The organism is Pantoea sp. R13S299, from assembly GCF_048515925.1.
Taxonomy (GTDB): domain Bacteria; phylum Pseudomonadota; class Gammaproteobacteria; order Enterobacterales; family Enterobacteriaceae; genus Pantoea.
Genome location: NZ_JBLYEF010000005.1, coordinates 182,353 through 204,542 on the forward strand (window position 1 = coordinate 182,353; position 22,190 = coordinate 204,542).

23 protein-coding genes are annotated in these 22,190 nt (G+C 55.9%); 13 read left to right on the plus strand and 10 right to left on the minus strand.

Annotated elements, in window-relative coordinates:
• Positions 1-65: 65 nt before the first annotated feature.
• From hslO to ACN1CO_RS19955, 4 genes are read right to left on the minus strand one after another with little or no spacing between them, the layout of a single operon-like run.
• A complete protein-coding gene (gene hslO, locus ACN1CO_RS19940; RefSeq protein WP_419140404.1) occupies positions 66-932 on the minus strand; it encodes an Hsp33 family molecular chaperone HslO in 867 nt (288 codons plus the stop codon).
• A 50-nt stretch (positions 933-982) separates the two neighbouring features.
• The gene (gene hslR, locus ACN1CO_RS19945) at positions 983-1,384 is read right to left on the minus strand and encodes a ribosome-associated heat shock protein Hsp15 (RefSeq protein WP_419140405.1); all 402 of its coding nucleotides are present in this window, start codon (positions 1,382-1,384) and stop codon (positions 983-985) included.
• 13 nt (positions 1,385-1,397) lie between these two features.
• Positions 1,398-2,045 carry a GMP/IMP nucleotidase gene (gene yrfG / locus ACN1CO_RS19950; RefSeq protein WP_419140406.1) on the minus strand — a complete coding sequence of 216 codons (648 nt, stop codon included), beginning with the start codon at positions 2,043-2,045 and terminating at the stop codon, positions 1,398-1,400.
• A 54-nt stretch (positions 2,046-2,099) separates the two neighbouring features.
• The gene (locus ACN1CO_RS19955) at positions 2,100-4,235 is read right to left on the minus strand and encodes an intracellular growth attenuator family protein (RefSeq protein WP_419140407.1); all 2,136 of its coding nucleotides are present in this window, start codon (positions 4,233-4,235) and stop codon (positions 2,100-2,102) included.
• Positions 4,236-4,626: 391 nt separating this feature from the next.
• Here ACN1CO_RS19955 and nudE point away from each other — a divergent pair, with 391 nt between their 5' ends.
• The gene (gene nudE, locus ACN1CO_RS19960; RefSeq protein WP_419140408.1) at positions 4,627-5,190 is read left to right on the plus strand and encodes an ADP compounds hydrolase NudE; all 564 of its coding nucleotides are present in this window, start codon (positions 4,627-4,629) and stop codon (positions 5,188-5,190) included.
• Between the two features lie 52 nt (positions 5,191-5,242).
• Here the strand turns inward: nudE and ACN1CO_RS19965 are convergent, their stop codons facing one another.
• From ACN1CO_RS19965 to mrcA, 4 genes are all read right to left on the minus strand, one after another.
• Positions 5,243-6,541, minus strand: a complete 1,299-nt coding sequence (locus tag ACN1CO_RS19965; protein ID WP_419140409.1) for a cytosine permease — start codon at positions 6,539-6,541, stop codon at positions 5,243-5,245.
• Between the two features lie 19 nt (positions 6,542-6,560).
• Positions 6,561-7,250 (minus strand): helix-turn-helix transcriptional regulator, encoded by a 690-nt coding sequence (locus tag ACN1CO_RS19970; protein WP_419140410.1) that lies wholly within the window; start codon positions 7,248-7,250, stop codon positions 6,561-6,563.
• Positions 7,251-7,274: 24 nt separating this feature from the next.
• Complete coding sequence (locus ACN1CO_RS19975; RefSeq protein ID WP_419140411.1) at positions 7,275-7,685, minus strand: GNAT family N-acetyltransferase; 411 nt, start codon at positions 7,683-7,685, stop codon at positions 7,275-7,277.
• Between the two features lie 482 nt (positions 7,686-8,167).
• Positions 8,168-10,717 carry a peptidoglycan glycosyltransferase/peptidoglycan DD-transpeptidase MrcA gene (mrcA, locus tag ACN1CO_RS19980; protein ID WP_419140412.1) on the minus strand — a complete coding sequence of 850 codons (2,550 nt, stop codon included), beginning with the start codon at positions 10,715-10,717 and terminating at the stop codon, positions 8,168-8,170.
• Positions 10,718-10,834: 117 nt separating this feature from the next.
• Here mrcA and pilM point away from each other — a divergent pair, with 117 nt between their 5' ends.
• The 5 genes from pilM to hofQ are packed head-to-tail and all read left to right on the plus strand — an operon-like array spanning position 10,835 to position 14,256.
• Entirely contained in the window at positions 10,835-11,641 is an 807-nt protein-coding gene (gene pilM / locus ACN1CO_RS19985) for a type IV pilus biogenesis protein PilM (protein WP_419140413.1), read from the plus strand.
• Complete coding sequence (locus ACN1CO_RS19990) at positions 11,641-12,183, plus strand: PilN domain-containing protein (RefSeq protein WP_419140414.1); 543 nt, start codon at positions 11,641-11,643, stop codon at positions 12,181-12,183. The genes pilM and ACN1CO_RS19990 overlap by 1 nt, the downstream gene beginning before the upstream one ends.
• The gene (locus ACN1CO_RS19995) at positions 12,176-12,673 is read left to right on the plus strand and encodes a hypothetical protein (RefSeq protein ID WP_419140415.1); all 498 of its coding nucleotides are present in this window, start codon (positions 12,176-12,178) and stop codon (positions 12,671-12,673) included. The genes ACN1CO_RS19990 and ACN1CO_RS19995 overlap by 8 nt, the downstream gene beginning before the upstream one ends.
• Positions 12,663-13,046, plus strand: coding sequence for a DUF2531 domain-containing protein (locus ACN1CO_RS20000; RefSeq protein ID WP_419140416.1), 384 nt, complete (start codon positions 12,663-12,665; stop codon positions 13,044-13,046). Before ACN1CO_RS19995 ends, ACN1CO_RS20000 begins: the two co-directional genes overlap by 11 nt.
• Complete coding sequence (hofQ, locus tag ACN1CO_RS20005) at positions 12,985-14,256, plus strand: DNA uptake porin HofQ (protein ID WP_419140417.1); 1,272 nt, start codon at positions 12,985-12,987, stop codon at positions 14,254-14,256. The genes ACN1CO_RS20000 and hofQ overlap by 62 nt, the downstream gene beginning before the upstream one ends.
• Positions 14,257-14,347: 91 nt before the next feature.
• Here the strand turns inward: hofQ and ACN1CO_RS20010 are convergent, their stop codons facing one another.
• Positions 14,348-14,521 carry a hypothetical protein gene (locus tag ACN1CO_RS20010; protein WP_255434305.1) on the minus strand — a complete coding sequence of 58 codons (174 nt, stop codon included), beginning with the start codon at positions 14,519-14,521 and terminating at the stop codon, positions 14,348-14,350.
• Between the two features lie 97 nt (positions 14,522-14,618).
• Here ACN1CO_RS20010 and aroK point away from each other — a divergent pair, with 97 nt between their 5' ends.
• The 7 genes from aroK to trpS all read left to right on the plus strand — a co-directional run bounded on the left by aroK (position 14,619) and on the right by trpS (position 20,728).
• Positions 14,619-15,140, plus strand: a complete 522-nt coding sequence (gene aroK, locus ACN1CO_RS20015; protein ID WP_003852989.1) for a shikimate kinase AroK — start codon at positions 14,619-14,621, stop codon at positions 15,138-15,140.
• 38 nt (positions 15,141-15,178) lie between these two features.
• Positions 15,179-16,267 carry a 3-dehydroquinate synthase gene (aroB, locus tag ACN1CO_RS20020; protein WP_419140418.1) on the plus strand — a complete coding sequence of 363 codons (1,089 nt, stop codon included), beginning with the start codon at positions 15,179-15,181 and terminating at the stop codon, positions 16,265-16,267.
• A gap of 72 nt (positions 16,268-16,339) precedes the next feature.
• A complete protein-coding gene (locus tag ACN1CO_RS20025; protein WP_419140419.1) occupies positions 16,340-17,389 on the plus strand; it encodes an SPOR domain-containing protein in 1,050 nt (349 codons plus the stop codon).
• 93 nt (positions 17,390-17,482) lie between these two features.
• On the plus strand, positions 17,483-18,298 hold the full coding sequence (gene dam, locus ACN1CO_RS20030; protein ID WP_419140420.1) for an adenine-specific DNA-methyltransferase: 816 nt from the start codon (positions 17,483-17,485) through the stop codon (positions 18,296-18,298).
• Positions 18,299-18,365: 67 nt separating this feature from the next.
• On the plus strand, positions 18,366-19,049 hold the full coding sequence (gene rpe / locus ACN1CO_RS20035) for a ribulose-phosphate 3-epimerase (protein WP_419140421.1): 684 nt from the start codon (positions 18,366-18,368) through the stop codon (positions 19,047-19,049).
• Positions 19,033-19,710 (plus strand): phosphoglycolate phosphatase, encoded by a 678-nt coding sequence (locus ACN1CO_RS20040; protein WP_419140422.1) that lies wholly within the window; start codon positions 19,033-19,035, stop codon positions 19,708-19,710. Before rpe ends, ACN1CO_RS20040 begins: the two co-directional genes overlap by 17 nt.
• Positions 19,711-19,726: 16 nt before the next feature.
• Positions 19,727-20,728: a tryptophan--tRNA ligase gene (gene trpS, locus ACN1CO_RS20045; protein WP_013359276.1), complete on the plus strand. Its 1,002-nt coding sequence runs from the start codon at positions 19,727-19,729 to the stop codon at positions 20,726-20,728.
• Positions 20,729-20,786: 58 nt separating this feature from the next.
• Here trpS and cysG read toward each other — a convergent pair whose 3' ends face one another.
• The gene (gene cysG, locus ACN1CO_RS20050) at positions 20,787-22,151 is read right to left on the minus strand and encodes a siroheme synthase CysG (RefSeq protein WP_419140423.1); all 1,365 of its coding nucleotides are present in this window, start codon (positions 22,149-22,151) and stop codon (positions 20,787-20,789) included.
• Positions 22,152-22,190 lie beyond the last annotated feature (39 nt).

A 22,190-nucleotide genomic window follows, 5' to 3' on the forward strand; every position in this document is an offset into this window, starting at 1 on the left:
TGTCTGGAAAATTATGGGGATAGGACGGGGGAGAGTAGGAGGGGCGGCAGAAGCCGCCCGATCAATTAGTGCAGACGGTCGTTATTCTCAAGGGAGTGGCTGCGGATACCGGCGATATCGACGGCATCAAAGACGTAGTTTGAACCGCAATAGTCACAGTGCATGTCGATTTTGCCATCTTCCGCGATGATCTCATCCACTTCTTCCTGCGGCAGCGTCGTCAGCACTTCGCCACAGCGTTCACGCGAGCAGGTGCATTTGTAGATCACCGGCTGCGGATCGTAAAGGGTGACCTCTTCCTGATGATAGAGACGCCACAGCGCTTCATTCGCAGGCAGATCGATCAGCTCTTCCGTTTTAATGGTTTCGGTCAGCGTCGCCAGATGTTCGAAGACCTCTTTCTCCGTATCCTGCGCGGGCATGACCTGCAGTAGAATACCGGCGGCCCCTTTGTCGCTGGTGCGGATAAACAGACGGGTTGGCAGCTGCTCTGAGCGCATGAAGTAATCTTCCAGGCACTCTGCCAGGGTTTCACCTTCCAGTCCGACCACACCCTGATAACGCTCACCTTTCTCCGGGGAGATGGTGATCACCAGATAGCCATTACCGACCATGCTTTTCAGGGTGCTGTCATCCGGGATGTCGCCTTTGATACGCGCCACGCCACGCAGTTCCTGGTTATTGTTACCGTTGATCACGGCCAGCGACAGCGGACCGTCACCCTGCAGCTGCACGGTAATTTCGCCATCAAACTTCAGCGTGGCGGTCAGCAGGCTGGTCGCGACCAGCATTTCACCCAGCAGCGTTTTAACCGGTGCCGGATAGTCGTGGTTCTTCACGGTTTCACGCCAGGTTTCAGAGACGTTCACCAGCTCGCCGCGCACGGCGGCATTTTCAAACAGATAACGGTGCAGTTGATCCTGGACTGACATATTTTTTTCTCTCACTGGAACGGGGCGATGGTGCGTCAGTAAAGACGGCGTTATTCATCGCCCGATAATTTAAACTTCATCAAATCGCGACGCTCTTTTTTGTCAGGTCGCCGATCGGGATGGGGCATAGTCAGCGCATTCAGTTTGCGCGCCTGCGCCATTTTTTCGCGTTTTTCAATGCTGGCATCGGTTTCGCGATAGAGCTGCTGCGCCTCACTGGCGGGACGGCGCTGCGCGCTGATGTCCGCCACGACCACGGTGCGTTCATCGTTGCCCTGACGCAGTGTCAGTTCCGCATTCAGCTCCACCACTTTACCAGGCTTGCTGCGCTGGCCGTTGTAATGGACTTTGCCGCCTTCAATCATCTCCCGTGCAATCGCCCGGGTTTTGTAGAAGCGCGCGGCCCACAGCCACTTGTCGAGGCGCACCTCTTCGCTGCTTTTTTCTTTCATTGCTGCTCCTGACTCAGATCAGCGTCCGGAAATCGCCGGTGGCGCGGTGACGCTGAAAGATTTGCTCAGGACGACCCGAATCGGGATTTTTTACGCCTAAGCACCAGCCGATGCCCCATAGCTTTGCAGCATCCAGAATCACTTCGCTATCATCGATAAACAGCGTGCGCGGCGCAGAAATGCCGGTGTGCTGTTGTACCGCCTGCCATAAACGTGGGTCTTCTTTCGGATACCCAAAGGTATGGGTGGAAAGTAATAAATCAAGGTGCGGCGCTAAACCTGTCTGCGCCAGTTTGACGTCCAGATTGTAAGGATGCGCGTTGGTCAGCAGGATAGTGGACTTGCCCGCGCGGCGAAGCGCCTGCAAAAAAGGCAGCGTATCGTCACGCAGCGCGATACGGCTGCGCATCGCCAGCGTCATGGCACGGATGTCCAGCGCCAGCGCGTCAGCCCAGTAATCCAGACAATACCAGTTTAGCGTATGGGCGACGGCCTGATACTTTTCTGCGATGAACGCGTCGGCTTCCGCCCGGCTGATGCCGCGTTGCTGGCTGAGCTGTTCAGGCACGTGTTCGAGCCAGAAGTGACGATCAAATGCCAAATCCAGCAGTGTGCCATCCATGTCGAGCAGCACGGTATCAATCTCAGACCAGTTGAGCATCCAGGTTCACCCTGTAAAAAAACCGGGCGACAGGGTAGCACAGAAGGGCAGAGGTCAGAATATCGAGCGCACACCCTGCAAAGTGCCGAGGTTATGGTTGAAGCACTTTTCGTAGTATTGCTGGATATCGATCATGCGCTGGCGATTACGATGCATACGACGCAGCGCCAGTAACCCGTTAATGACAGCGCAGGTGAGCAGTACCAGCAGCAGCAAAACGGTGCCGAGATAGCGCCACTGCGCCATGGCATCCGGTTCATTGTGCAGCATGATATGACGTGTGCCGTTGGCATCCGTTGAAATGCCGGTGATGATGCCGCTGGCGCTGAAGGGCGTATGCAGCAACATGGCGGAGATACGTTGCAGCTCGCGCCACTGAGAAGGCGGGTCGAGATCAAACAGTGACACACCTGGCTGCGGCTGATTCACCAGCTGGCGGCCTTCGTCGCTGACAATCAGGAATCCCCCTGGCGGCGGGCTGTTAAGATTCTCTGCCGCACGACGGGTTTCACGGAAGAAGAAGGTCGAGGTGGCAGTATTGACCAGGTTTTCCAGCGCTTCGGCACTTACCGGGCGCAGCAGCACATTCATGCCGTTTAACTGACCAGAATCTGCGCGGCGCATCAGCGCTTCCCAGTCTTTGGCATTGCCCAGGTTTACCAGCGCATTTTTCAGGCGCATACAGTCCTGTGGCTGATTACAGAGATCCTGCGTTTTCATTACCAGGTCTGAGAAGTCATCCAGCAGAATCATCCCGGATTTCTGAATTGCGGAGGCCAGCTGCGGGTTCAGTTTAGGGTCAGTGTTGGTTTCCGGATGCAGCTGCTTTGTGGTGGTTTCCAGCAGAGCCGCGGCTTTATCAATAATATCCGATTGCGGCTGCGGCAACGGCGTCGCGTTATTCCAGTAGACTGCCGAGCAGTCGAACGGCATATAGGCGTAGCTGCGGTTGCTCTGATAGTTGTCAGGCACGGAACACATGCCGGTCCCGCTCACCTTGAGGTTGTCGCCAATGTTCAGCGCTACGCTGCTGAGTTTATCGACACTGCTGACTTCCAGGCTGTCGGTGCCCCTGGCCCATGCCAGACTGAGTTTGATCGGCATGCTGAGCGGGATCCAGGTGACCAGCATAATCAGCACCATCAGCGAACCACAGGCCAGCACCACGTTTTTTCGCCAGCGCTGAATGGGGAAGTTTTTGACTTCATCCTGCAGCGACAGGAAGCGACCCTGACGCACCACCTGACGGTTGAGGTAGATCTCGACATCGGTTACCTGACCGAGATCGTGCGCGACATAGGGCTGCCAGTGCGGCGGATAGGCGAGGTCGATAATCCCGAGCGTGATGTTGCTCTGCTCCTGGTTCGATTCGCTGAACAGGCCCCAGCGCTTTGGCGCGCCGCGCAGGCAGTGTATGTCACGCAGGCCACGTTCACCGGGAATGCGATAGAGCAGCCACAGGCTGGCACCAATCATGACGGTACCGGTCAGCACCAGCCAGATCATCAGCGAGGTGGGCACTAACAGGCTGAAGAAGAACAGTAAGAAGGCCAGGGAGATCATCACCGCTTCACGCGTGCCGTCAGGCCGTGACAGGCGATACTCTTCCGCGGTCTCTTTGCGCACCTGCAGCAGTTCGACGTTTTCGGTTTCCGCTTTGCGGATAGAGGCGTTAGTCGACACCGGACGCATCAGCGTCGGCAGCGATTGCTGATCCACGGCGTAATCTACCAGCGAGTGGCCATTCAGCGAGATCACCAGAGGAATAGATTGGGTGCGGATTAACTCGACGTAGTTTTCGTCGGTGATGTACTGCTCCCACAGCGGCGGTAGATGAACTTCAACTTCATCAAGATAGTAGCGCCATTTATGGGGATCGTCCGTGGAGAGGCCGTAGCGGGTAATCGCGCGGGTAACCGGATAGACATTGTTGCTCTGCGCCGTCAGCGTCAGACGTTCAGACGCGCTTCGCTTATCAGCAGTCACCGGGGTGCGCAGCTGTTTTTCCAGCGCGGCGACATACTTATCGACAGCCTCTCGCTCCTGCGCAGAAAGTTTACGGCAGGGCGGACTGATGAATGGCAGCGGTTTCGCCAACGGCGGACGATGCCGCATAGCGTACCAGAACCCAATACCTGCCAGGATTGAACAGGTCAGCACTATGGCCAGGATCATCAAGATTGTGCTCATGCTCTGCTCAATTCAGCCAAAATGCTGCCTTCACTTTAAACTTTCGCTTCCGGTTATGCTCACTATAAAAGAGGCATTTCGGAAGATTATATAACCCTGAGGAGTCAGACACCCGATGAAATAGTGCCAGCGTATATCTGATTGGCATTTGTTAAACCCTGCCTTGTCCGAATGGTAACCGGCACAGACTGGATTAAATATCGGTATTATCTGAAACTTATCGCAGCATATTGACTAATGCAAATTTAGTCTTAACTGATAACCAAAGGCTGTTATTCAATCGCTTTAATCTGTGCAACGATAACGTCACTGTCTGACTGTCGCACAATTGCCTGTGGTTAGGTATGCTAATTCGCTACTGATAGCCGGCGCAGAATAATTTGAGGCTGATATGAAAATTCCAAAAAAACCTGACATCCTCAATATCACCGCCGTGGCACGCTCACGGTTATTCACCATTGAATCGGTCGATCTGGCTTTCAGCAATGGTGCGCATCGCGTTTATGAGCGGATGAAGCCCTCAGAGCGTGAAGCGGTGATGATTGTGCCGATTATTGATGACCATCTGATCCTGATTCAGGAATATGCTGTCGGACTGGAAACCTATGAACTCGGTTTCCCGAAAGGGCTGATTGACTCAGGTGAGACCGTGAATGAAGCGGCGGTGCGCGAATTAAAAGAAGAGGTCGGCTTTGGTGCCGACCAGCTGACCACGCTGGGCAAGCTCACCATGGCTCCCTCTTACTTTTCCAGCAAAATGAATATTGTAATAGCGGAAGGTCTTTACGCTGAAAAGCTGGAAGGCGATGAGCCGGAGCCGCTGATTATCCACCGCTGGCCGCTGAGCGATATGCTGTCGCTGCTGGATGAACCCGATTTCCGCGAGGCGCGTAATGTCAGTGCGCTGTTTATGGCGCGGGAATGGCTGGTGAAACAGGGGCGACTGAGTTACTGAACAGGCGATAAAGTAGCAAAGGAACGCGCCTGACTGCAGGCGCGTTTTTGTTTTATCCAGCTATCACTTTTTTCTGTACGGCAGATGTCCGCTTCAACAGTGGTGCTGCCAACAGATACACCACGCATGCGACGAGAATAGAATTAAGCACCGGTACGCCGCGCTCAACCAGCAGACCTGTGGCTGCACCCGCTACGCTGGCGATCAGCGCAGGCCAGCCGATACGCTGAGAGGTCGCCGGCAAGGCATTGCTGCTACGGCTCAGCGCCAGAGCCTGGCGGTCAGTTTGCAGTATGTAGTAGTCAATGATCATCACACCCAGTACCGGCGGGAAGATGACGCCCAGCAGTTCCAGAAAATCGACAAAACGATCCAGAATCCCAAGAATTGAACAGAGTGTGCCAAGCATGCCGAGCAGCAGCGTAATCAAAGGATAACGCGGTTTATAGCCAGTCACGCCCTCAATGGCGTTAGCAATGCCAAGCGTTGACGAATAGAGATTCAGGTCGTTGATGCGCAGGGTAGAAAAGACGACAACCAGCAGACCTAACGAACTGGTGGTTTGGGTAATAATTGCAATGATGTCTGAAGTCTGTAGTTCTCTGGCGATCAGAATTGCCAGACCATTAATCCCATATTCTCCCGCCAGAATGGTCAGCAGCGTAATGGCGAAAACATCTTTGCCGTTGCGTGAGAAACGTGTCAGGTCGGGCGTCATCAGGCTGGCGAGGATCGCCCCGCCAATCACCATGGTAATGGCGGCGCTTACGGTAATGGTTTGGCTGGTGATAACGGGCGGGATGTTCTGGCCAGACTGCCCGTGGAACGCGTGCCAGAAAATCCAGCCGACCAGCGCGATAAAGAGCGGAACCGCGATACGTGCGGTAAAGCGCAGAGCCTTAAAACCAAAGGTGACGAGTAATGTCAGAACGGCTCCCGAGAGCGCAGCTGACTCTGCAAAGCTGAGTTTACCGTTCAGTGCATAGCTTAGCGAGCGGGCGAAAACTGCGTTTTGAATGCCGAACCAGCCCAGCAGGCTGACTGCAACCAGCAGGCCTATCAATACCGAACCGTGGCGACCAAAGCCACACCAGCGAGCCAGCAGACTGCCCGGCAGTCCCTCGCGCATTCCCGCATAGCCGAGTGCAAAAGTCAGCACACCAAACAGCAGGCTGGCCAGGGTGATCGCAGTAAACGCCTCGCCGGGCGTCATACTGTTGCCCAGCACGGCCCCGAGCATAAACTGATCCAGCGCTGTCAGCATGCCCATATGCACAATAGCAACGCTCAGCAGTGAGAGTCTTTTATTTGCAGGGACAGGGCTCAGGGGATAATCGTCAAATTTACTCACAACAGGGTTTCCTTACCGTTTATATATAAATAACGCCTGTGCTGAGAAACCGCTCTGGCAAATAATTCTCCAGTGACTCCGCACGGCAGTAGCTTTCAAATTGTTGTAGCGAATGCACTCCCGCTTTTTGATACAGCGTGGTGATGCGGTTACCGACAGTTTTTACGCTGAGGTTATAGATGCGGGCGATCTCTTTTGCGCTGAAGCGCCGTAGCAGCAGGAAAATGACATCCAGCTCGGCGGGGGTAAACACGGCGTGTTCCAGGTGCGTCGTCAGTACAGAGGATTTTCTGGGATCGATAAAGCTCATTGCCGTCAGGTTATCAACCGGGCGTGCATTCCATATGCAGCCCAGCCACTGATTTCGATTGTCGAAAACAGGGTATTTTTCACTGATAAAAGGGGTGAGATAATTGTTGCCATACCAGTAATGGGTTTCAATCACGGCCACGCAACGGTTATTCATTTTTACCTGTCGATCGTGCTCGCAGAATTCATCGGCGCAGTCACTCCAGCGCGTGGGAAACTCACTGTCTCTTTTACCCTCTAATAAATAGCTTTTTGGCGTAGCAGTATACAATTTTGCAGCTTCATTCATATAAAGATGCTGCGATGCGGCATTCTTAAAACCCCAGGGCGTCGGTAATAAATCCATGGTGGTGGCGTATGCAGAAATGAATTCATCGATACTACGGTATGGGCTGTCCATGGCGCCTCGCTGAAAGCGTTCAGATTATAATCTTTTTGCCAGATAATAACGTGCGTAGCGCTGCGCATAGCCAGCCTGTTCGCCATATACGCGATAACCCAGCTTTTCGTAAAAACCCCGTGCCTGGAAACTTAACGTGTCAACGACGGACATATGGCAGCCTCGATTGCGCGCTTCTTCTTCTGCTGTCTGCATCAGCTGACGTCCGGTGCCATTCAGGCGCCAGGCATCCTCTATCCATAAATAATGAATATCAAGCGTGCCACACCAGGTATGGGCTAACAGGCCGCCCTGAATATTTTTCTGGTCGTCATACAGGATAACATTCAGCGTTTTCATATTGATGTCAGCAAAACGTCCATTATGCTGCCAGAGTCGCTGAATAATATATTCTTCAGTTTTGGGGTCTTGCGTATGGCCCACTTTAATTTCCATATATAAAAATATCCATAGGTGATTAAATCAAAATAGAGGGTTTCGGGCTTTCTATTCTTATCATGGTGATAAGCGATGCGCAAGAGTCAATATCCCTCCTGTTATTGAACGCAATTAATATTAAGCTAGTCATCGTTGTTCATTAGATATACCAGTAATTATGTTTTCTGGCACCAGGGAAGACTACGCTAATCATAGCGATATAATAACAATATTTTTTTCGGTTCAGTTTCTGAATCGCTTCATACACATTGCTTTATATTGTCAGACTGAATTAATGCCGATCGCTCAGGGTGATCGGCATTTTTCTTAGCAACCGATGATGCTCTCTCTTCAGCTTTTACCTTTCTTTTTCCCGCCCCGACTGACTGAGCCGCCCATGTACGAAAAGTATCGCCTGTTTCATCAGGACAAGCGGGCCGAAAAAAAGGCTGATCACTTCAGGTGACCAGCCTCAGATATTTCACATTGTAGTTATTACATCAGAACAGCTCGTGACTCTCGCCGTTATCCATAATGGTGGTGCCCACATCATGCACCGAATATTCGGTTGGCTGGGTGCCATTAATGAAGTATTCCTGACGGGTATTTCCGCCGCCATTTGCCAGCTTGCCGGTGCTGCGATCGATCGTGACCGTCACCACGCCATCCGGCGGTGTTAACGGCTGCACCGGAACACCGTCCAGCGCGCTCTTCATGTACTCATCCCATGCCGGTTGCGCACTCTTCGCACCGCCTTCATAGCCCGAAATCTGATCGGGAATTGCACCGGAAAGCGTGCTGCGGCCCAGATTACGGCGCGCATCATCAAAGCCGATCCAGACTGAGGTCACTACGCCAGGACCGTAACCTGAGAACCAGGCATCTTTCGAGCTGTTGGTGGTACCGGTTTTGCCGCCGATATCATTACGCTTGAGGTCACGCCCGGCACGCCAGCCGGTTCCCATCCAGCCCGGTTCGCCGAAGATGTTACTGTTCAACGCGCTCCTGATGAGGAAGCTGAGCGGGGTGTTGATCACGTGGGGCGCATATTGCTGATCGCCCTGTTGTGCCTGCGCCGGAACCTGCTCCAGTTCAGGCTGAGGAACCGCCTGATTCTGATTGGTATTTGAGGCGGCAACGTTCTCGACGCTCTCTTCATTCAGGGCCAGCGCTTTTTTGGTCTCGCCGTAGATGACCGGCAGATTGCACTGCGGACAGGCGATCTTCGGTTTCTCTTCAAAGATAGTGCCGCCCTGTTCATTCGCAATCTTCGTAATGAAGTAAGGATCGACCAGGAAGCCACCATTCGCCATCACGGAGTAGCCACGCACCACCTGTAATGGGGTGAATGAGGCCGCACCCAGTGCCAGCGACTCAGTGTGAACAATGTTCTGCGCCGGGAAACCAAAGCGCTGCAGATACTCTGCGGCGTAATCCACGCCCATCGCACGCATCGCACGCACCATCACCACGTTTTTCGACTGACCTAATCCCTGACGCAGACGAATCGGACCATCGTAAGTCGGCGGTGAGTTCTTTGGACGCCAGTCTGCACCGGCACCCGCATCCCAGCGTGAAATCGGCACATCGTTCAGGATGGAGGCAAGCGTCAGCCCGCGATCCATGGCGGCGGTATAGAGGAAAGGCTTGATGTTAGAACCGACCTGGCGCAGCGCCTGGGTCGCACGGTTAAACATGCTCTGGTTAAAGGCGAAACCGCCCACCAGCGCACGCACCGCTCCATCATTCGGATCCAGTGAAACCAGCGCCGAGTTCACATCCGGAACCTGACCCAGCCACCAGTCGTCACCAACTTTGCGCACCCAGATCTGCTGACCCGCCTGCAGGACCTGCGTCACGCTTTTCGGTGTCGGGCCCTGTACGGTGTCAGACTTATAAGGACGTGCCCAGCGTACACCGGCTAAAGCCAGCGACACATTGCTGCCATCCTGCATCATCACGGTCGCTTCATCGCTGCGGGCTTCCGTAACGACGGCCGGGTGAAGCGGACCATAGACCGGCAGCACCTTCAGCGCTTTCTCAATCTTCGTCTGATCCCAGGCCGGTTCACCCACTTTCCACAGCACGCTGGTCGGGCCGCGATAGCCATGACGCATATCGTAGGCCATAACGTTATTGCGTACGGAGGTCTGCGCGGCTTCCTGCAGGCGGCGGGTCACCGTGGTGTAGACCTTGTAACCGTCGGTATAGGCATTTTCACCGTAGCGCTTCACCATCTCCTGACGCACCATCTCGCTGAGATAAGGGGCAGAGAAGGCGATTTCCGGACCGTGATACTTCGCCACCAGCGGCGTATTACGCGCCTCGTCATACTGCTGCTGCGTGATGTAATGCTGATCCAGCATACGCGCCAGTACCACGTTGCGGCGCGACAGGGCGCGGCTCGGCGAGTACAGCGGGTTGAAGGTGGATGGTGCTTTTGGCAGACCAGCAATCATCGCCATCTCACTCAGCGACAACTGGTCAACCGGCTTACCAAAATAGACCTGTGAGGCTGCGCCGACGCCATAAGCGCGGTAGCCCAGGTAGATCTTATTCAGGTAGAGCTCAAGGATTTCGTCTTTATTCAGCAACTGCTCAATGCGGATCGCCAGGAACGCTTCCTTTATTTTACGCATCAGGGTGCGTTCCGGGCTCAGGAAGAAGTTTCGGGCCAGCTGCTGAGTGATGGTACTGGCACCCTGCGAGGCATGACCGGAGACCAGCGCAATGCTGGCCGCACGGAAAATACCCACTGGATCCACACCATGGTGCTCATAAAAACGGCTGTCTTCGGTCGCAATAAACGCTTTCACCATCACAGGTGGCACTTGCTGCAGAGTCAAAGGGATACGGCGCATTTCGCCATACTGGGCGATTAAATCGCCATCGGCGCTGTAAACCTGCATAGGGGTTTGCAGACGCACATCTTTCAGCGTGTTCACGTCAGGCAGCTGTGGCTCTATGTATTTGTATAAACCATAAATCGAGCCAGCTCCCAACAGGATGCAACACACTGTAAGGATCAATAGATACTTTACGAACTTCACCTGGAATTTCCCATCTGTTGTCGTTTGAGCAGTTTATAAACAACCGCGCGGTAGTATAAAGGCAAGCCAGACGCTTTGATATGTCCATCTTTCCCGGACGATAAGGAGATCGCGCGCATGGCTTTTCATACCTGGCAAATTGGGCTGGATATTCAGAATAGGCAGATTTGTGCCCTGGCCCTCCAGCCTCGTCGTGATGGCTGGCAGCTACGCCACTGGTGGCAGCAGCGGCTGCCGCAAGATACGTTAAGAAACGGCGTGCTGCAATCTTCGCCTGAATTACTGGCGGCCTTGACGGCCTGGCGTCAGCGGTTGCCACGTCGTTACTCGCTGCGGGTCGCACTGCCCGCCCGGCTGGTGCTGCAGCGCCAGCTTCCCCTGCCAGCGCAGTCGCTGAATGAGCCCGCATTGGGGCACTACGTGCAGGCGGCCGCGCGTCGTCTCTTTCCACTGGAGCCGACGGCGCTTGCGCTGGACTACCGGCCGGATGCACAGAGTGGCCAGCTCTGCGTCACGGCCGCGCGGCTGGAGATTATCGACCAGTGGGCGGCACCGCTTTTGCAGGCCGGATTAAAGCCGCAGGTGTTTGAACTGACCACCGAAGCGCTGAAGCGCTTAGCCCGGCAGGCTGCGTTGCAGGATGGCGCGGTGCTGGTCCTGCAGCAGGATAACCGCTGGCTCTGGAGCGATGCGCGCACCGCAGCTGACAGCGGCGAAGCCGCCACGCTGGAGACCCTGCAACAGCAGGCCTTCCCCGATGCCCGTTCTGTTGCCTGGTGTACAACGGAGGAGGGTGCGCTGCCCACTGACGCCATCCCATTTTCCCCATTTGATCTGTTTCGTTATAAGCAGCCGCCCTTGCCGGAAAATCCAGGTGCCTTTGCGCTGGCGGCCGGTCTGGCGCTGCGCGACGGAGATGCGTAATGGTAGCGGTCAATCTGCTGCCCTGGCGTCAGCGCCGTCGGCAACAGCAGCGGCGGCAGAGCCTGGTGGTGTTGTCACTGATGCTGGCTGCTCTGCTCCTGGTGGTGGCGCAGCAAACCTGGCAGATCCATCAGGCGCGTCAGCAGGTGGCGCAGGCGGGCAGGGTGCAGCAGCAGGCGCTGGAAACTTTGGTAGAGCAGCTAGCTCAGCAGAAGCAGCTACTGGCGCAGCTGGCGGTCGTACAAAAGCAACAAGCGAAGCAGCGGCAGCGGGCGGCACAACTGGCAGCCTGGCAACAGTTCTGGCTCGATTTACCCGCGCTGCTGCCCGACACCGTCTGGCTGACCCGGCTGGAGAAGCGCGACAACCATCTGAACCTGGAGGGCCAGGCGCAGGATATGGCATCGGTGCGGCAGTTTCGCCAGCAGCTAACTACCGTCGCCCTGTTTGGTCAGGTGAAGCAGGGCGGAGTTAAACGTCAGGCGGGTGGCAGCTATCGCTTTTCACTGCGGGCAGAAGTGCAGGAGGTGGCTGATGAATGAGTGGTGTGATCGCTGGTGGCAGATGGACGCACTTCCGCGCTACGGCTTGCTCGTCGCTCTCTCATCCGGTCTGCTGCTGCTCTCCTGGCTTCTGTGGTTACGGCCACAGCAGCAGGTGCTGACCGCTGAAAAACAGGAACTGCACAGGCTGAGCCTCACTCTGCAGCAGCGCCAGCAGCAGTGGCGTCAGAACCCGGATAATGCGCAGTTGCAGGCGCAACTGCAGTCGATGAAGATCGCCAGATCAGCATCGGGCGCATCGGGCCGGGCAGTGGAAGAGATTCTGGCGGCACGGCGTAACCAGCTTGAGGAGTGGCAGCCGGATGCGCCTTCCCGCACGCTGACGCTGCATCTGCAATGGCCGGCGTTCCAGTCGCTTTTTGCCGAGCTTGCCGATGCCTCCGCGCCGTTTCCGGTGCATTTCCAGCTGCTGGCGCAGCCGCAGTTCCTGGTCGCTCAACTCTGGCTGGAACCTGACGATGCGCCATAGCCTGCTGATTTTACTGCTGTGCTGTGGCGGTGTACTGGCGCGTGACCCGTTCCGGCCGGTTGCCGGTTCAGTTTGTGAGGCGTCAGTAGAACCGCTCACCGGCTGGCGTCTGCAGGGGATCATTGGCAGGGAGGCGCATTTCCATGCCTGGCTGCTGGGTCCGCAGGGGGAGAGCGTCATAGCCCGCACCGGCAAGCCATTTCCCGTAAGGCCCTGGCAACTCGCTGAGATGACCCGTCGCAGCATCACCCTGGCGGTGCCGGATAGCTGCACCACACAACAGACTGCATTTTATTTAAAAGGACGTTCGCATGAAAAGGATAGTCACCCTGCTGCTGGTCATCAGTTGCCTGCTGCCGGTTTACGCCGCTGATGAAGAGCCTCTCAGCCTGACATTTGATAACGCGCCGATTGAACGTATTTTGCAGGCGCTGGCAGACTATCAGCAGATCAATCTGATGATTGCGCCAGAGGTTGAAGGTTCGTTATCGCTGCGGCTGGATAATCTGCCGTGGCATCAGGCGCTGGATCTGGTGGCGCGCATGGCAAAGCTGACGCTGATAGAACAGGATAATGTGCTGCTGGTCTATCCTGAGAGCTGGCAACAGGCTCAGCAGCAGGCACGGGAAGCGGAACAGCAGGAGAAGTTGCAGCAGACGCCTTTGCAGCAGCGCGCCGTGATATTGCGCTATGCCAGTGCCAGCGAGGTGCATGCCAGCCTGCTGACTGAACGGCAGTCGCTGATGACTGAGCGCGGCAGCGTGACGGTCGACAAACGCACTAACGCCCTGTTACTGCGCGATACCGCGGCGGCTTTGAAAGAGACAGAACGCTGGATACGGGCGCTGGATCTGCCACTGGAGCAGATTGAGCTGTCGGCACACATCGTCACCATCAGCGAAGAGCATCTGCAGGAGCTGGGCGTGAAATGGGGGTTGCAGGCGGGGGATGCCGCAGTGACGGATATCCTGCATCATCCCCGGCTGGATGTTCCGCTGGCGGTCAGTTCACCCGGCGTCAGCGTGGGTATGGCACTCGCGCGTATCGGCGGTCAGCTTCTGGATCTGGAGTTAAGTGCGCTGGAGCAGGAGAACCAGATCGAAATCATCGCCAGTCCGCGCCTCTTTACCTCACATCAGCAGACTGCGTCGATTAAGCAGGGCACTGAAATCCCCTATGAAGTGTCGGCGGGAAACAGCGGTGCCACCAGCATTGAGTTTAAAGAAGCGGTGCTGGGCATGGAGGTGACACCGACGATTTCGGGCAATGGCCGCATCCAGCTGAAGATCCATATCAGTCAGAATATGCCGGGTCGCAGCATCAGAACCGGCGATAGCGACATATTATCTATTGATAAACAGGAAATTGAGACTCAGGTCACGGTCAGTGACGGGCAAACTCTGGCATTAGGCGGTATCTTTCAGCAGCAGCGAAGTCGTGGCGAAAATAAGGTGCCGCTGCTGGGAAATGTGCCGCTGATTGGCGGGTTGTTTCGGCAGCAATCTGAGCAGCGCAAAAAAAGAGAGCTGGTAATCTTCATTACGCCGCGATTGGTCAGGGAAGCAGCGCTTACGGCTGGATAAAACGGAAAATGCGGCCCATAAGGCCATCTGCGTTGACGCAGGAGACGAATTAGCTTACAAGGTTTAGCGATTTTCAATACGGTGTAACCGTCTATGTTGGGTAAATCCCGGCAAACAGATCAGAAAACTCCTCTGTAAGCAGCGTTGTAAAGACGCAGCGCTGGCGCGTTACAGTTTCGCGAACACAGGCCAATTCAGAAATGGATGTGCTGAAGGCAATATAATCGGTTGCCAAACAGCCTTGAGTGTTGAGATAATTTTTCATCTGACTCTTGCTAACGCTCATGAGGTCTCAGTTCCTGTCCCGCCAGCAAATGCTGAACGCGGGGTATCATTAACGAATTCTTAGTAATACCGACAAAATGGCAGAGAAACGCAATATCTTTCTGGTTGGGCCGATGGGTGCCGGCAAAAGCACTATTGGCCGTCAGTTGGCTCAGCAACTCAACATGGAGTTCTTCGATTCCGATCAGGAAATTGAGCGACGCACCGGAGCGGATGTGGGCTGGGTTTTTGATGTCGAAGGCGAAGCTGGCTTTCGCGATCGCGAAGAAAAAATCATTAACGAACTGACCGAGAAGCAAGGCATCGTCCTGGCGACAGGCGGTGGTTCCGTCAAATCCCGGGAAACGCGTAATCGTCTCTCCGCCCGCGGTGTTGTGGTTTATCTTGAAACCACCATCGAGAAGCAACTGGCGCGCACTCAACGTGACAAAAAACGTCCGTTGCTGCAGGTGGATTCACCGCCGCGCGAAGTGCTCGAAGCGCTGGCTGGCGAACGTAACCCGCTCTACGAAGAGATCGCCGATGTAACCATTCGCACAGATGATCAGAGTGCGAAAGTGGTGGCGAATCAGATTATCCACATGTTGGAAAAAAGTTGATCCAACGTTCGAAGGCTCTTTAACAGGTATCGAGCATCATGGAGAAGATCACCGTCTCACTGGGGGAACGCAGTTACCCCATCACTATCGCCGCCGGACTGTTTAACGATCCGGCTTCTTTTTGGCCGCTAACTGCGGGCGAAAACGCCATGGTGGTGACAAACCAGACGCTGGCTCCGCTCTATCTTGACCCGCTGACAGCGCTGCTGACGGCGGCAGGTGTAAAAGTGGATCAGGTGATCTTACCCGACGGCGAGCAATATAAGACGCTGGCCGTGATGGATCAGGTTTTTACCGCACTCCTGCAAAAGCCGCACGGTCGTGATACGACGCTTATCGCCTTAGGCGGCGGCGTCATTGGCGATCTTACCGGCTTTGCTGCGGCCAGTTATCAGCGTGGCGTACGCTTTATTCAGGTACCAACCACCTTACTGTCGCAGGTTGATTCTTCGGTTGGCGGTAAAACGGCCGTTAACCATCCGCTGGGCAAAAACATGATCGGCGCGTTTTATCAACCTGCGTCGGTGGTGATTGATACAGCCTGTCTGAAGACGCTGCCCGCGCGCGAACTGGCGTCTGGTCTGGCGGAAGTGATTAAGTACGGCATCATCCTCGACGGTGCGTTCTTCGGGTGGCTGGAGCAGAATCTTGATGCTCTGCTGGCACTGGATGAACAGGCGCTGTCGTACTGCATTCGTCGCTGCTGTGAACTGAAAGCTGAGGTTGTAGCGGCCGATGAACGTGAAAACGGTCAGCGGGCCTTGCTTAATCTGGGCCATACTTTTGGTCATGCGATTGAAGCGCACATGGGCTACGGCAACTGGCTGCACGGTGAAGCCATTGCTGCAGGCATGGTGATGGCAGCACGCACGGCTGAACGTCTGGGGCAGTTCCGGGCGGAAGAGACCGACCGCATTATTGCCCTGTTCCGTCGTGCCGGTTTACCGGTGCATGGGCCGCAGGCGATGAGTGCGGAGATGTATCTGCCGCACATGATGCGCGATAAGAAAGTTCTGGCGGGCGAACTGCGGCTGATACTCCCGTTGTCGATTGGCCGCTCTGAAGTGCGTGGTGGCGTGGCACATGATATGGTGCTGGCTGCAATTAACGATTGTCAGCAACCCTGAGATTAAGCAGTTGAGTGGTGACGCGGCGCGCAGGGTGCGCAGTGCGGAATGCCGCTTTACGGAGGAGCCAAAATGGATGAGTTTAAACCGGAAGACGAGTTAAAACCTGACGCCAGCGACCGCCGTCCCTCGCGCCCTCGTAAGTCGTCTACCGCGGCCAAAACACCGGTTTCGCGCCAGCGCATCATTATGGGCGTCGGGATCCTGGTTCTGCTGTTACTGGTACTGGGGATTGGTTCGGCGCTGAATGGCCCGGATGAGAAAAAACCTGCGACTGCGGGCACGACCCCTGCCGCCAATGGCGGTTCCAGTAGCGAGAAGAATATCGACCTGGGCGGCTCCTCTTCCATGTCCGGTGGACAGACTCCTCCTTCAGCCGGGCAGACCACGCCAGCCACCAGCGAAAATAACGCGACGACCAGCGGTGATGCTGCATCTAATCCGCAGCGCGATGTTTCTATGCCGCCTGTGGCATCCACGCCTACGCAGGCCGCGCCGGTTGACGCGCCAGCGAATCAGCAGCGTGTCACGCTGCCGGGCGATCTGAACAGCGCGCTGACGAATCAGCAGCAGCAGGTCGATAATGCCGCGATGGGAACGCAGGGTGGCAGTTCACTGCCGACGGCGCCAGCAACGGTCAGCGGTAATGCCGGAACGGCTGCCAATCCTGTAGCGGCACCTTCACGTCAGACGCCGAACAAATCCAGTGCGTCTGCCCGTCCGGCGCATGATTCATCGCACAAAACGGCCTCTAAGCCTGCAACCCGTGACAGCAAAACGCATACTACGCCAGCGCATACGCCAGCCAGTTCTGCTCCGGCCACGGCGGCCTCAGGCAGCAGTTCAGCCAGCAAATCCGTGCCAGGTGGCAGCTATACGCTGCAGCTGAGCGGTGCATCGAAGGCGGAAAGCCTGAATGCCTGGGCTAAACAACAGAATCTGAGTGGGTATCACGTCTATAAAACCACCCGTAACGGTGAGCCGTGGTACGTGCTGGTAAGCGGCTCCTATGCCACGCCAGCGGATGCCAAACGCGCTGTCGCGTCGCTTCCTGCGGAAGTCCGTGCGAAGAACCCATGGGTTAAACCCGTTAGCCAGGTGAAGAAAGAAGCCAGCCAATAGCGGATGTGGGGCCAGTCTCTGGCCCCGTTTTAAGCGCAGATCTGCTGTCGGTACAGCCACAGCCTCACAATAAGATGTAATAACCACGACAGCATGAAAAAAAATCGCGCTTTCCTGAAATGGGCAGGGGGAAAATTTCCCTTAGTAGAAGAGATCCATCGTCATCTGCCGCAAGGCGACTGTCTGGTCGAGCCCTTTGTTGGCGCAGGCTCGGTGTTTCTGAACACTGAGTTTGATCGCTACCATCTTGCTGATATCAACAGTGACTTAATTAATCTCTACAACATTGTCAAAACGCGCACGGCGGATTTCATCCGTGACGCGCAACTGCTGTTTACACCGGAAGGTAACAACGAACTCTGTTATTACCAGCGTCGCACCGAATTCAACACCAGCACCGACGCCTATCAGCGCGCGCTGCTGTTCCTCTATCTGAACCGTCACTGTTACAACGGCCTCTGCCGCTATAACCTGCGTGGTGAGTTCAACGTGCCGTTTGGCCGCTATCGCAAACCCTACTTTCCGGAAGCAGAACTGTTATGGTTTGCCGAGCGCGCGCAAAAAGCGACGTTTGTCTGTGAATCGTACGATGTTACCCTGACTAATGCCGCCAAAGGCTCAGTGGTCTATTGCGATCCGCCTTATGCGCCGCTGTCGGCAACGGCCAACTTCACGGCTTATCACACCAACAGCTTCAGCATGCGTGAGCAGGAGCATCTGGCGGCGCTGGCAGCACAGCTGGCCTCGTCAGAGAACCGGATTCCGGTACTGATTTCTAACCACGACACTGCACTGACGCGTTTGTGGTATCAGGATGCAGTGTTACATGTGGTCAAAGCCCGGCGTTCTATCAGCCGGAGCATAGCCGGTCGCACCAAGGTCGACGAACTGCTGGCACTTTATTGCTAGTCTGTTTCGTCCGCGACCAACGCATTACGCCAGCCTAAGTGCTGGCGCACAACAGTGGGAGAATCGGATGAAACAATATTTGCTGGCCCCTTCAATCCTTTCGGCGGACTTTGCTCGCCTGGGCGAAGACACAGCCAAAGCGCTGGCGGCCGGAGGTGACGTGGTTCACTTCGACGTGATGGACAACCACTACGTCCCTAATCTGACCATGGGGCCGATGGTGCTGAAAGCACTGCGCGACTATGGCATCACCGCCCCCATCGATGTGCATCTGATGGTAAAACCGGTCGATGCGCTGATCCCGGAGTTCGCCAAAGCCGGTGCCACCTACATCACCTTTCATCCCGAAGCCAGCTTACACGTTGACCGCACCCTGCAACTGATTAAAGAGCACGGCTGTAAAGCGGGTCTGGTGTTTAACCCGGCGACCCCGCTGAGCTATCTCGATTACGTCATGGATAAGCTGGATATCATTCTGCTGATGTCAGTGAACCCAGGTTTCGGCGGTCAGTCATTTATTCCTGGCACCCTGGATAAACTGCGTGAAGCGCGTAAACGTATCGATCAGAGCGGTTACAATATTCGTCTTGAAGTCGATGGCGGCGTGAAGATTGATAACATTGGCCAGATTGCCGCCGCAGGTGCCGACATGTTTGTCGCCGGTTCCGCTATCTTCGGTCACCCTGACTATAAAAAAGTGATCGACGATATGCGCAATGAACTGGAGAAAGCCAATGGCTCGTTTCACTGATATTCGGGCGCTGGCGTTTGATCTGGATGGCACGCTGGTTGATAGCGCGCCAGGTCTGGCTGAGGCAATTGATCGCACGCTGAAAGATCTCGGTCTGCCACAGGCGGGCCTTGAGCGTGTCTCAACCTGGATTGGCAACGGTGCGGATATCATGATGGCTCGTGCGCTGACCTTCGCGCTGGGCCGCGAGCCGCAGCCGGAAGAGCAGCGTGATGCGCGGGCACTGTTTGACCGGCATTACGCCGATACCGTGGATGCGGGCAGTACGCTGTTCCCCCAGGTTAAGCAGACGCTGGACGCATTAAAGGCTTCCGGGCTGCCGATGGCGATTGTGACCAACAAGCCGACGCCGTTTGTGGCACCGCTGCTTCAGTCGCTTGGCATTGCCGATGCGTTTTCGCTGATCATTGGTGGCGATGATGTGCCGGTTAAAAAACCGCACCCTGCGGCGATCTTTATGGTGCTGGGCACCTTCGGCGTATTGCCGAAAGAGTTGCTGTTTGTGGGTGACTCACGCAATGATATCCAGGCGGCGCAGGCGGCGGGTGTTCCCAATGTCGGTATGACCTTTGGCTATAACTATGGCGAGCCGATTGCGACCAGCCAGCCCGATTTAACCCTCGACTCTTTCGACGAACTTTTGCCCACACTGGGGCTGTAAATATCAGGACTTAAGTATGAAACCCATCGTTTTCAGCGGCGCACAGCCGTCCGGCGAACTGACCATTGGCAACTATATGGGAGCGCTGCGTCAGTGGGTGCAGATGCAGGATGATTTCCACTGCATTTACTGCATCGTTGATCTGCACGCGATCACTGTGCGTCAGGATCCTGCTGCACTGCGTAAAGCGACGCTGGACACGCTGGCGCTCTATCTGGCCTGTGGTATCGACCCGCAAAAAAGCACCATCTTCGTTCAGTCGCATGTGCCAGAGCACACGCAGCTGAGCTGGATTCTAAACTGCTACGCCTATTTCGGCGAACTGAGCCGTATGACGCAGTTCAAGGATAAATCAGCCCGTTACGAAGAGAACATTAACGCCGGTCTGTTCGACTACCCGGTGCTGATGGCGGCAGACATTCTGCTTTATCAGACCAATCAGGTGCCGGTGGGTGAAGATCAGAAGCAGCATCTGGAACTGAGCCGCGATATCGCGCATCGCTTCAATGCGATCTATGGCGATATCTTCCGGGTGCCAGAGCCGTTCATTCCGAAGTCTGGCGCGCGCGTGATGTCGCTGCTGGAACCGACCAAAAAGATGTCCAAGTCTGACGATAACCGCAACAACGTCATCGGCCTGCTGGAAGATCCAAAAGCGGTCGTGAAGAAGATCAAACGCGCCGTGACCGATTCTGAAGAGCCGCCAGTGGTGCGCTACGACATCAAAGAGAAAGCGGGCGTCTCTAACCTGCTGGATATTCTGTCGGGCGTGACCGGTAAAACCATCGCCGAGCTGGAGCAGGAGTTCGAAGGCAAGATGTATGGCCACCTGAAAGGCGCAGTAGCCGATGCTGTGTCGGGCATGCTCTCTGAGCTGCAGGAGCGTTATCACAGCTTCCGTAACGACGAAGCCCTGCTGGAGCAGGTCATGCGTGATGGCGCGGCGAAAGCACGCGCACAGGCGCAGGAAACGCTGAAGAAGGTTTATGAGGCGGTAGGCTTTGTCGCGATGCCGTAATGGCTGAGCAGACAAACAGGACGGCGGGCATTGTGCCCGCCGTTTTTATTTGCAGGATTTAAAACCAGCGCAGGCTGTCGCGCAGACTCACCACGCTGCCGATGATCATCAGGCTGGGACTGATCACCTGTCCGGCTAGCGCTTCCAGCTCGTCCAAAGTCCCGGTCACTACCCGCTGACGCGTACTGGTGCCGTTTTCCACCAGCGCCACCGGCATATCGCGGCGCATCCCATGTTTTATCAACTGCTGCTGTATCTCTCCGGCCTGCGCCAGCCCCATATAAAACACCAGCGTCTGCTGTTCCGCCGCCAGCGTCTGCCAGGCGAGCGTCCCCGTTTTCTGCAGATGTCCGGTAACCAGCCTGATGCTCTGCGCATGATCGCGGTGGGTCAGGGGAATACCGCTGTAAGCCGCACAGCCCGAGGCCGCCGTGATTCCCGGCACCACGCTGAACGGAATCTTCAGCTGCGCCAGCGCCTCCAGTTCCTCACCGCCGCGACCAAAGATAAAGGGATCGCCGCCTTTCAGCCGCACCACGCGTTTTCCGCGCTGCGCCTGTTCGCAGAGCAGCTGGTTGATCTCATCCTGTGGCACGCAGTGATGTCCGGCGCGTTTCCCGACAAAGATGCGTTCGGCATCGCGGCGCACCAGATTCAGGATCTCATCGGAGACCAGCCGGTCATAAACGATGACGTCTGCCTGCTGGATCAGCTGCAGGCCTTTGAGGGTCAGTAATCCGGCATCGCCCGGACCGGCACCGACCAGTGCCACGTCACCCTGACTGGAGATATCTGCGCTAAAAAGTGCATCGGTAATCTGTTCCGCGCGTTCTCCGTCGCCGTTAGCCAGCGTCTGGGCCAGTCGTTCGCTGTTAAAGAAGCGCTCCCAGAAGTGGCGGCGGGCATTGATGGAGCCGAATTGCTTTTTCACCCGATCGCGCAGGGTTCCCGCTAGCTGCGCCAGCTGACCCAGATGTTGCGGCAGCATCGCTTCCAGCTTCTCACGCAACAGACGCGCCAGCACCGGCGCGCGTCCGCCAGAAGAGACGGCAACCATCAGCGGCGAGCGGTCGATGATCGAAGGCATAATGGCGCTGGCCTGCTGCGGTGCGTCCACCAGATTGCAGAAGATCTGCTGTTTTTCGGCTGCTTCCGCCACCTGCTGATTCACCGCGTCATCATTGGTTGCGGCGACCACCAGCCAGCAGCCGGTCAGCCACCCGGGATCGAAATGCCCGGGCAGCAACGTGATAGCTTTTTGCTGCGCCCATTCCCGGAAGGCGGGGGAGAAATCAGGGGCACCGACCCGCAACTCGGCGCCGGCCTCCAGCAGCAGGCGCGCTTTCCGCTCAGCCACATCACCCGCGCCGACCAGCAGGCAGCGTCGGCCCTGAAGGCGACAGAACAAGGGGAAGTAGTCCATCAGAGATCCTTAAAAAAGCCCGCGGAGGCGGGCTGTTGA

Excerpts from the sequence above, each read along its gene's own strand:
- hslO (WP_419140404.1), bottom strand. The coding sequence starts at position 932 with ATGTCAGTCCAGGATCAACTGCACCGTTATCTGTTTGAAAATGCCGCC.
- hslR (WP_419140405.1), bottom strand. The coding sequence starts at position 1,384 with ATGAAAGAAAAAAGCAGCGAAGAGGTGCGCCTCGACAAGTGGCTGTGG.
- yrfG (WP_419140406.1), bottom strand. The coding sequence starts at position 2,045 with ATGCTCAACTGGTCTGAGATTGATACCGTGCTGCTCGACATGGATGGC.
- ACN1CO_RS19955 (WP_419140407.1), bottom strand. The coding sequence starts at position 4,235 with ATGAGCACAATCTTGATGATCCTGGCCATAGTGCTGACCTGTTCAATC.
- nudE (WP_419140408.1), top strand. The coding sequence starts at position 4,627 with ATGAAAATTCCAAAAAAACCTGACATCCTCAATATCACCGCCGTGGCA.
- ACN1CO_RS19970 (WP_419140410.1), bottom strand. The coding sequence starts at position 7,250 with ATGGACAGCCCATACCGTAGTATCGATGAATTCATTTCTGCATACGCC.
- ACN1CO_RS19975 (WP_419140411.1), bottom strand. The coding sequence starts at position 7,685 with ATGGAAATTAAAGTGGGCCATACGCAAGACCCCAAAACTGAAGAATAT.
- pilM (WP_419140413.1), top strand. The coding sequence starts at position 10,835 with ATGGCTTTTCATACCTGGCAAATTGGGCTGGATATTCAGAATAGGCAG.
- ACN1CO_RS19990 (WP_419140414.1), top strand. The coding sequence starts at position 11,641 with ATGGTAGCGGTCAATCTGCTGCCCTGGCGTCAGCGCCGTCGGCAACAG.
- ACN1CO_RS19995 (WP_419140415.1), top strand. The coding sequence starts at position 12,176 with ATGAATGAGTGGTGTGATCGCTGGTGGCAGATGGACGCACTTCCGCGC.
- ACN1CO_RS20000 (WP_419140416.1), top strand. The coding sequence starts at position 12,663 with ATGCGCCATAGCCTGCTGATTTTACTGCTGTGCTGTGGCGGTGTACTG.
- hofQ (WP_419140417.1), top strand. The coding sequence starts at position 12,985 with ATGAAAAGGATAGTCACCCTGCTGCTGGTCATCAGTTGCCTGCTGCCG.
- ACN1CO_RS20010 (WP_255434305.1), bottom strand. The coding sequence starts at position 14,521 with ATGAAAAATTATCTCAACACTCAAGGCTGTTTGGCAACCGATTATATT.
- aroK (WP_003852989.1), top strand. The coding sequence starts at position 14,619 with ATGGCAGAGAAACGCAATATCTTTCTGGTTGGGCCGATGGGTGCCGGC.
- aroB (WP_419140418.1), top strand. The coding sequence starts at position 15,179 with ATGGAGAAGATCACCGTCTCACTGGGGGAACGCAGTTACCCCATCACT.
- ACN1CO_RS20025 (WP_419140419.1), top strand. The coding sequence starts at position 16,340 with ATGGATGAGTTTAAACCGGAAGACGAGTTAAAACCTGACGCCAGCGAC.
- dam (WP_419140420.1), top strand. The coding sequence starts at position 17,483 with ATGAAAAAAAATCGCGCTTTCCTGAAATGGGCAGGGGGAAAATTTCCC.
- rpe (WP_419140421.1), top strand. The coding sequence starts at position 18,366 with ATGAAACAATATTTGCTGGCCCCTTCAATCCTTTCGGCGGACTTTGCT.
- ACN1CO_RS20040 (WP_419140422.1), top strand. The coding sequence starts at position 19,033 with ATGGCTCGTTTCACTGATATTCGGGCGCTGGCGTTTGATCTGGATGGC.
- trpS (WP_013359276.1), top strand. The coding sequence starts at position 19,727 with ATGAAACCCATCGTTTTCAGCGGCGCACAGCCGTCCGGCGAACTGACC.
- cysG (WP_419140423.1), bottom strand. The coding sequence starts at position 22,151 with ATGGACTACTTCCCCTTGTTCTGTCGCCTTCAGGGCCGACGCTGCCTG.